We start from the raw sequence: 8,983 nt of genomic DNA, 5'->3' as shown, positions 1-8,983 counted from the left end.
GCCCGGTCCCATCCCGAACCCGGAAGCTAAGACCCACAGCGCCGATGGTACTGCACCCGGGAGGGTGTGGGAGAGTAGGTCACCGCCGGAACATCATTAACGGTCGAGGACCCCCACCACCAGGTGGGGGTCCTCCCGCATTTAACCCCGCTTTCAGACCGACGCTCCGGCACGTCCGGCACGCCCAACCACGACGCTCCCGCAGCACCGGCACGCCCAACCACGACGCTCCCGCAGCACCGGCACGCCCAACCACGACGCTCCCGCAGCACCGGCACGCCCAACCACGACGCTCCCGCACGTCCGGCACGCCCTTGCCGGACGCTCCCGCACGTCCGGCACGCCCAGCCATGAAGAAACCCGGGGCCTCTGGGCGGCGCTCCTTCCCAGTTGCTTGGATGACTGGTTCGCGGCAACCGCCGGCTTCCCCGGGTTTCCGGGCCTTCCCTGCGTCGAGGGCGAAGCAACGGAGCGAGGAACTGGGCAGGAGCGTGGTCACAGGGCCAATAGCCAGCACCGCGAGACCTTTCCGAGGTCGTGACCGTCGATGGCGATGACAGAGAGGTCGTGCTGCACGCGGTCACGGCCGCCATACGTGAGGGAGCGTCCTGGGATTCCCAGCGGAACGTGAGGGAGCGTTCTGGGCCTTCCCTCGAAACGTGAGGGAGCGTCGGGGTCTCCCAGCAGATACCGGGCGAACCAACACCCCTGCTGCCAGAACCAACGACCCCTGCTGCCAGGACCAACGCCCCCTGCTGCCGGTTGGGTAACGTTCGGAACGTTCTCCCAGCTAGGGTCGTTAGGATTCGACGGGGCCGGATGCCAAAGACCGGCCCAACGCTTCGTTCTAAGGACACTTCAATGCCCGAACGCACTATCGTCATCACCGGAGCCAGCGACGGGATCGGCGCCTCCGCCGCACGGACCTTCGCCCGGCAGGGGGAGCGGGTGGTCGTCGTCGGGCGTTCCGCGCAGAAGACCGAGGCGGTCGCGAGCGAAATCGGTGCCGACTTCTTCGTCAGTGACTTCGCCGATCTGGCCCAGGTGCGCACCCTGGCGGCGCAGCTGAAGGAGAAGTACCCGAGGATCGACGTCCTGGCGAACAACGCCGGCGGCATCATGGGTCCCCGCGAGCTCACTGTGGACGGCCACGAGAAGACCTTCCAGGTCAACCACCTGGCCCCGTTCCTGCTGACCACCGCGCTGATCGACACGCTAACCTCCAGCAAGGCCACGGTCATCAACACCTCGAGCGTGGCCAATTCGCTCTTCGGCAAGCTGGACATCCACGACCTCGACGCGGCCGCCAGCTACTCCACCAACCGCGCCTACGGCAACGCCAAGCTCGCCAACATCCTCTTCACCACCGAGCTCCACAACCGCTACAACGCCGAGGGAATCTCGACGGCGGCCTTCCACCCCGGCGGCGTGGCCACCAACTTCGCGGCCGACTCCACGAGCCCTATGCGCTTCGCGTACAAGTCCTTCCTCAAGCGCTTCATGCTGACCCCGGACCAGGGCGCGGACACCCTTGTGTGGCTCGCTGACGCCACCCCGGGCCACGACTGGATCTCCGGCGCCTACTACGCCAAGCGGACGCTCTCCAAGGCCAACAAGCAGGCCTACGACGCCGGCCTGGCCAAGGCGCTGTGGCAGCGCAGCGAGGCGATGGTGGCCCAGGACCTCGACAAGCTGGACCCACGCCCCTGAGCGCTAGCTCCCAGCGGTGATTCGGCCCCTGAACAGGCACAACGTGGGTTAGTATTTTCCTGCGCCTCGCCGATCCGCGGCCGGGGCATGTAATGGGGGAGTGCTCGCGAACGTGCGCCTGAGGAAATTGATTATTGCGTCCCTGGCGGCCTCCGCCGTCGTGCTGAGCGCCACGGCCGTGCCGGCATCCGCTGCGCCCGCGCCGAGGTCGTACAAGAACTGCGCGGAGCTGAACAGGGTCTACCCGCACGGCGTCGGCCGCGCGAACGTCTCGGATAAGACCAGCGGAACGAAGGTCAGGAACTTCCGCGTCGACAACACCGTGTACAGCTACAACGACGGCGTGGGACCCCGGCACTGGGGCGAACACGACCTCGACCGTGACAACGACGGCATTGCCTGCGAAAAGCGCTAGGGCCGGGAGCTTGCCGGGACTCTGACTTCTGGGGTCGGCCCGGACTATCCAACGAATTGCCGAGAACGGCCGCTAAGCCACGATGCTTAGCGGCCGTTTGCGTCCAATGGCGGAGCGTGGCGGCGTCAAGGGGCTTCGATCCGTTCCAAGGGGCTCCGACCCGGCGACCCCCGGCATCAGGGGCACAAGCGGGGCACATGCAGGGGCGCAATCACGGGCCAAGCACGGGCCAAGCGGGAGCACAAGCGCGGGCACACCAGGGGCCACGGCTCCGCGCCGAACCCGGCTATCGCGCGGCGTCGACCTTGTCCAGGGCGTTCAGGGCGCTCTCCATGGTCCCGGCGAGGTCGCTGGCGGGGGCCGGCTTCGCGAAGAGGTAGCCCTGCAGGGAGTCGCAGCCGCGCTCCATCAGGTACTTGGCCTGTGCTGGGGTCTCGATGCCTTCGGCCGTGACCTTCAGGCCCAGGGCATGCGCGGCGCTGATCATGGTGGCGAAGAAGGGGAGCTGTTCCTGGCCGGTCTTGATCATGGCCACGAACGAGCGGTCGATCTTGACCTTGTCCAGGGGCAGCTCCTGGAGCCGGCCCAGGGAGGAATAGCCGGTGCCAAAGTCGTCCATGGCAATCCGGACGCCGGCCTCCCGCAACTGCCGCAGCTGGCGCAGCACGTCCGAGGACGCGTCGAAGAACACGCTTTCCGTCAGCTCAAGCGTCAGCTGGTGCGGATCGACGCCGGTGGACGCCGCAATCGCGAGCACGTCCGCGGCAAAGTCCCGGTGCTGGAACTGCAGGCCGGAGACGTTGACGGCAACGCTATACGCGGCGTCACCGGCCAGCCACGGCCGGATCTCGGCGCACGCGCGGCGCAGGACCTCGTCGCCGATCTCCCGGATCAGGCCGCTCTGCTCCGCCACGGGCAGGAACTGGTTGGGCGGCACCAGCCGGCCGTGCCGTTCCCACCGGGCGAACGCCTCGAACTGCACCACCGAGCCGATGCCCGGGGACACCACGGGCTGGTAGTGCACCGAGATCTGGCCCAGTTCCACGGCGCGCCGGAGCCCGGTCTCGCCGTCGGCCTTGTGGGCGGCGGTGTTCAGCATCTCCGGCCGGAACCGCAGCCACGTGTTCTTCCCGGCAGCCTTGGCGGCGGTCATGGCGGCGTCAGCCTGCCGCAGCAGTTCGGCCCCGTCCAGGGTCTGCGCCGACTTCGACGCCAGGCCCATGCTCACCCCGGGCCGGACCATGGAGCCTCCGACGCGCACGGGCGCGTAGAGGGCCTCCGCGATCCGCTTCGCCACCGCGTCGGCGTTGAGGCACTCGGTCAGGAGCACCGCGAATTCGTCGCCGCCCAGACGGGCCACGGTGTCGTGCGGGCGCACGCAGTTGCGCAGCCGGCTCGCCACCTCCACCAGCAGCTCGTCGGCGGCCGAGCGTCCCAGCAGGTCGTTGAAGTGCTTGAAGTCATCGAGGTCCAGCAGCAGGATGTCCACCGGATCCGGGCGGCGCAGGGCCGCGGCGAGCCGTTCGTTGAAGAAGGGCCCGTTGGGCAGCGCCGTCAGGGGGTCGCGGAGGGACCCGGCCTTGAGTTCGTCGTCGTGCCCGGCGAACGCCGCGGGAGCGGCAGTCGCCGCACCCGCACCCCCCGCGGTCCCCGCAGTGCCCGCTGAGGCCTGCGCACGACGTCGGAAGTCACCGCTGAGCGACCGGCCGGCGCTGCCGGCGCCGGGGTGGGCTCCGGCGTCGTGACCGACGTCGTGACCGGCTTCGTGACCGGAACCGGCGGGCCGGGCCGGATGGTGGCCGCTGTGGAGCGTGCTCCGGGGGCCGCTCCGGTGCCCGGCGCCGCGGACCGAGAGCGCCACGGACGTTCCGGCGTCGGCGGCCCCGGCCTGGGCGGGGACGAGCGAGCAGGTGATTTCGACCGGGAGTTCGGTGCCGTCGGCCCGTCGGCCCGAGCCGGCGAACGGGAGGCGGCGGCTTGAAGCAGCGCCGAGCTCGGCCAGGACGCCGTGGAATTCCTCCCGGGAGGCCTCGGCCAGGAGCAGGCTGTGGTCCGCGCCGAGGAGTTGGGCGCGGGTGTAGCCGAAGAGCTGTTCCGCGGCCGTGTTGAGGAAGGAAATGGAGCCGTCGGGGCCGACCAGCAGCAGGGCGTCCGGGCTGTACTCCAGCAGGTGTTGAGCGAAACCAGCTTCCACGATGTTGTACTGCCCCCCAGGCGTAAAGTGCGGATTGCGGGCACCTTGCGGAGAACAAGGCGCACTGCGCTGACTGAATCATATGCGGTGCGGGGCGCCCGAACATGATGGGCATCATGCATGGCGCAAATGTGTCGAAAAGCGCCCGCTAACCGGGCAGCGGCACGCCCTCGAGTTCGGCGATGGCCGCCTCCGACTTGCTGATGGACCGCTGCCTGGCCGCCGCGGGTTCCGGGCGGGAGAAGAGGAAGCCCTGCAGGGCGTCGCAGCCGTGGTCCATGAGGTAGCGGGCCTGGGCCGGCGTCTCGATGCCCTCGGCCGTGACCTTGAGTCCCAGGCTCCGCGCCATGTGGATCATCGAGGTGAGGATGGGCAGCTTCTCGACGCCGGTGTGCAGCATGGACACGAAGGACTTGTCGATCTTCACCACGTCCACGGGCAGGTCCTGCAGCCGGCCCAGCGAGGAATAGCCGGTCCCGAAGTCGTCCAGGGCCACCCGGATGCCGGCCTCGCGCAGGGTCTGGAGCTGGCCGATCACGTGGGAGTGGGCGTCGAAAAACACGCTCTCGGTCACTTCCAGCACCAGCTGGCGGGGGTCCACGCCGCTCCAGGCCGCAATGTCGAGGACGCGTTCGGCGAAGTCGCGGTGCTGCAGTTGCACGCCGGAGACGTTGACGGCGACGCTCCGGTCCGGATCCTCGGCGAGCCACGGGGCGAGCTCGGTGCAGCTGCGGCGCAGCACTTCGGCTCCGATCTCGCGGATCAGGCCGCTGCGTTCGGCCGTTTCGATGAATTCGTCCGGCGGGATCAGTTCGCCGTCCCATTCCCAGCGCGCCAGGGCCTCGAACTGCACGACGTCGAGCCGGTCGCAGGAGATGACAGGCTGGAAGTGCACCGTGATCTGTCCCAGTTCCACCGCCCGCCGCAGCCCGGCCGTGAGCTGGGTGCGTTCCAGCAGCGCGGCCAGCATCTCGGGCCGGAAGTGCACGTAGCAGTTCTTGCCGGCCTCCTTGGCCGCGTACATGGCCAGGTCCGCCTGCCGCAGCAGCTCCGAAGACGTCTCCGTTCCGGCGTCGCGGGACGCCACGCCTAGGCTCAGTCCCGGCCGCATGAGCGTCCCCTCGATGGAGACCGGCGCGTTCAGCGTGCTGACCACCCGCTGCGCGACGGTGTCGGCATCCCGGCAGCCGACCAGCAGGACCACGAACTCGTCCCCGCCCAGCCGGGCGACGGTGCCGTGCGGGCCGACACAGTTCTGCAGCCGCCGGGAGATCTCGACCAGCATCTCGTCGCCGGCGTGGTGGCCGAGGACGTCGTTGACTTCCTTGAAGTCGTCCAGGTCCAGGAGCAGCACGTGGACCGGGTCCGGGGTCAGCAGGGCCGCGGCGGCCCGCTCGTTGAAGAGGATCCGGTTGGCCAGTCCCGTGAGCGGGTCCTGGAAGGCCAGTTCCTTGAGCTTTCCGGCCTGCTCGGCGAGCTCGTCCATGGCGCGGCGGGCCTGGTCCTGGGCGCGGCGGCGCGAGGTGATGTCGCGGAAGCTCCAGATCCGCCCCACGATGGCGTCCGCCACCTTCTGCGGGCGCGAGTAAAGTTCCACGGTGCGGCCGTCGGCGAACTCCAGGACATCGTGGCTCTGCATGAAGGAGTCCGCGTGGAGCTCGGCAACCTTCTGCAGGAAGTAGTCGGGGTCGGCCATCTGGTTCGCGATGAACCGGACCAAAGCTTTGGGGTCCTCCGCCGCGACAAGCTCCGCCGGCATGTTCCACAGCTTCAGGTATTGATCGTTGATCCCGGTGATTTGGCCCTCGCTCGAGACCACGACGATTCCGTCCGACGTCGTCTCCAGCGTGGCGTCCAGCAGCGAGACCGCCAGCCGCCGGCCGGAGTCCGAGTCGTTCCGGTGCCCGGCGTCGCGGACGGCGACCGCCATGGCCGTGCCGGCGTCGACGCTCACGAGCGAGCAGGTGATCTCCATGGCGAGTTCCGAGCCGTCGCGATGGAGCCCGACGGCGGCGAACGGCCGGCTGCCGGCCGGACTCTTGCGGCCCAGCCGGCCGAAGACCCGCAGGAAGCCGCCGCGGCCCTCCTCGGCGAGCAGAATGGTGTGCTGCACGCCCAGCAGATCCTCACGGGCATAGCCGAACAGCCGCTCCGCGGCTGAATTCATGAAGGCGATTGTCCCGTCCGCGGTCAGCAGCAGGAAGGCGTCCGGACTCTGCTCCAGCAGGTCTTCACCAAATCCAGTTCCCACGACGATATCTGCCCCCAAGGCGATGGAATTTCACAGAGCGATGATGCTCCGGGCACACGGGCCCGGAGCAATGCGTTTCCCTGAATCATAGGGTCCTTCGGCACAATGTCCAGTACATTTGTCCGGCACATTCGACCGGAGATTTGCGGTCACCGGTTGCCGGCCACCCGGTCGCCGCGCAGGCCAGCGATTGCCCGGGCCGCGTGGTCCAGCGCGGGCTGAAGCGCGGACTCCGGCTGGGGGGCCGAAAACAGGAACCCCTGCAGGGAATCGCAGTCCAGATTCATCAGATAGCCGGCCTGCGCCACTGTCTCGACGCCCTCCGCCGTGACGGTCAGGCCCAGCCCGTGGGCCATGCTGATCATGGCGTTCAGGATGGGCAGCTGTTCGCTGCCCGTGTGGATCATGGACACGAACGACTGGTCGATCTTCAGCGTGTCCACGGGCAGGTCCTGGAGCCGGCCGAGGGAGGAGAACCCGGTGCCGAAGTCATCCAGCGCCACCCGGACGCCGGCCGTGCGCAGGCTCATGAGCTGCCGGATCACGTGGCAGTCGTCGTCGAAGAACACGCTCTCCGTGACCTCCAGGACCAGCTGGTGCGGGTCCACGCCGCAGGATTCCGTCACGGCCAGGACCAGCTCGGCGAAGTCCCCGTGCTGGAGCTGGACGCCGGAGACGTTCACGGCCAGGGACCGGGACGAGTCCTCGTCCAGCCAGGGCTTGAGCTCGGTGCAGCCGCGCAGCAGCACCTCGGTGCCGATCTCGACAATGAGGCCGCTGCGTTCCGCCGCCGGGATGAACTGCTGGGGCGGAACCAGTGCACCCTCGCGGACCCAGCGGGCCAGGGCCTCGACCTTGGTCACCGTGCCGCGGCAGGCGGAGACGATCGGCTGGTAGTGCACGGTGATCTGCCCGCTGTCCACGGCCATCCGCAGGCCGGCTTCGAGGTCGTTGCGGTCCACGAGTGCCTTCATCATCTCCGGCCGGAAGCGCATGTACCGGTTCTTGCCGGCGGTCTTGGCGGCATACATCGCGACGTCGGCGCGGCGCAGGAGCTCGGAGGCGTCGACGGCCTCCACGTTGATGGACGCGAGCCCCAGGCTGAGGCTGGGGCGCAGCATGGTGCCGTCAATCCACACCGGGACCCGCAGGGAATCGACGATCCGGGCCGCCACGGCCTCGGGATCAAGGGAGCCGACCAGCAGCACCACGAACTCGTCCCCGCCCAGCCGGGCCACGACGTCGTTCGGCCGGACGCACGTCCGGAGCCGCCGGCCCACTTCGATGAGCATCTGGTCCCCGGCGTGGTGGCCCAGGATGTCGTTGACTTCCTTGAAGTCGTCCAGGTCCAGGAGCAGGACGTCCACGGCGGTGCCGCACGGGCCGGCGAGGGCGCTGGCGAGGCTGTCGTTGAACTGTTGGCGGTTGGACAATCCGGTCAGGCCGTCCCGGAACGCCAGGGACTTGAGCTGGGCGGACTGCGCGGCGAGGTCTGCCATGGCCCGGGAGATCCGGTCCTGGGCCACCTTGGCCGCGGTCACGTCGCGGAAGCTCCAGACGCGGCCCACCACCTGGTCCGCGACTTTCTGCGGCCGGGAATAGCGTTCAAAGGTCCGGCCGTCGCGGAAGTCCAGCACGTCATGGCTTTCCGCCGCGGGATCGGCGTAGAGGGCCTCGACCTTTTCGAGGAACTGGTCAGGGTCCCGCAGCTGGTCCAGGACGAAGCCCATGACCGCCTCATCGTTTCCGGTGGCCAGCATCTTCCGCGGGATGCCCCACATGGTGAGGAACTGATTGTTGACGCCGGCGATCTCGCCTTCGCTGCTGACCACCAGGATGCCGTCGGCCGTGGATTCGAGCGTCGCGCTCAGCAACGACATGGCCTCGCGGAGGCTGTCATCGCTCTCCGGCCGGTGCGAGGTGTCCCGGACCGCGGCGATCATGCTGGCCGTCCCGTCACCGCTGACCAGGATGGAACCGGCCACTTCGCCCTGGAACTCCGTCCCGTCCCGCCGCAGCCCGTAGGCCTCCACGGGAGCGGTGTCAGTCTCGCCGGCGCCGGTGCCGGCGTCGGAGGCGTCGCGGCGGAGGTTGAAGAACAGCCGCTGGAAGCCGTTCCGGTAGCCCTCGGCCAGGAGAGTGCGGTGATCCGAACCCACGAGCTCCGCGCGGGTGTACCCGAACATGCGCTCCGCGGCGGTGTTGACTGTCAGGATGGTGCCGTCCTCGGCCACCACCAGCAGGGCGTCGGGGCTGGCTTCCACCAGGTCCCCGTAGCCGGGAACCGCGCCGGAGCTTTCCTCCGGGGACGACGACGCCGTCACCCGGCCGCCGCCGGATACATCTGAGACCAACCAACCATTTAGAACCCTCCCATCGGGAAATCATAGGCGTCCCGGGGGTTCTCCCGGGC

5 protein-coding genes and 1 rRNA gene are annotated in these 8,983 nt (G+C 68.8%); 3 read left to right on the top strand and 3 right to left on the bottom strand.

Annotated features, from left to right (window positions below; genetic code table 11):
- The 3 genes from rrf to AB4Y72_RS18720 all read left to right on the top strand — a co-directional run.
- Positions 1 to 91: ribosomal RNA gene (gene rrf / locus AB4Y72_RS18730) — 5S ribosomal RNA — on the top strand; the annotation flags it as partial.
- 770 nt (positions 92 to 861) lie between these two features.
- Positions 862 to 1,710 carry an SDR family NAD(P)-dependent oxidoreductase gene (locus AB4Y72_RS18725; RefSeq protein WP_441427641.1) on the top strand — a complete coding sequence of 283 codons (849 nt, stop codon included), beginning with the start codon at positions 862 to 864 and terminating at the stop codon, positions 1,708 to 1,710.
- Between the two features lie 127 nt (positions 1,711 to 1,837).
- Positions 1,838 to 2,125: an excalibur calcium-binding domain-containing protein gene (locus AB4Y72_RS18720; protein ID WP_441427640.1), complete on the top strand. Its 288-nt coding sequence runs from the start codon at positions 1,838 to 1,840 to the stop codon at positions 2,123 to 2,125.
- Between the two features lie 286 nt (positions 2,126 to 2,411).
- On the opposite strand, the gene AB4Y72_RS18715 is transcribed toward AB4Y72_RS18720, so the two are convergent.
- From AB4Y72_RS18715 to AB4Y72_RS18705, 3 genes are all read right to left on the bottom strand, one after another.
- Positions 2,412 to 4,319, bottom strand: a complete 1,908-nt coding sequence (locus AB4Y72_RS18715; RefSeq protein ID WP_441427639.1) for a putative bifunctional diguanylate cyclase/phosphodiesterase — start codon at positions 4,317 to 4,319, stop codon at positions 2,412 to 2,414.
- A gap of 148 nt (positions 4,320 to 4,467) precedes the next feature.
- Positions 4,468 to 6,570, bottom strand: coding sequence for a putative bifunctional diguanylate cyclase/phosphodiesterase (locus AB4Y72_RS18710; RefSeq protein ID WP_441427638.1), 2,103 nt, complete (start codon positions 6,568 to 6,570; stop codon positions 4,468 to 4,470).
- 149 nt (positions 6,571 to 6,719) lie between these two features.
- Entirely contained in the window at positions 6,720 to 8,924 is a 2,205-nt protein-coding gene (locus AB4Y72_RS18705) for a putative bifunctional diguanylate cyclase/phosphodiesterase (RefSeq protein ID WP_441427637.1), read from the bottom strand.
- Positions 8,925 to 8,983 lie beyond the last annotated feature (59 nt).

The organism is Arthrobacter sp. YAF34 (assembly GCF_052113245.1).
Classification (GTDB): domain Bacteria; phylum Actinomycetota; class Actinomycetes; order Actinomycetales; family Micrococcaceae; genus Arthrobacter.
Note: the sequence above shows the minus strand (reverse complement) of the source record. Positions and strands in the feature narration are given on the sequence as shown.

Bases quoted from the DNA above. Each gene is read 5' to 3' on its own strand.
- AB4Y72_RS18725 (WP_441427641.1), top strand. From the start codon at position 862: ATGCCCGAACGCACTATCGTCATCACCGGAGCCAGCGACGGGATCGGC.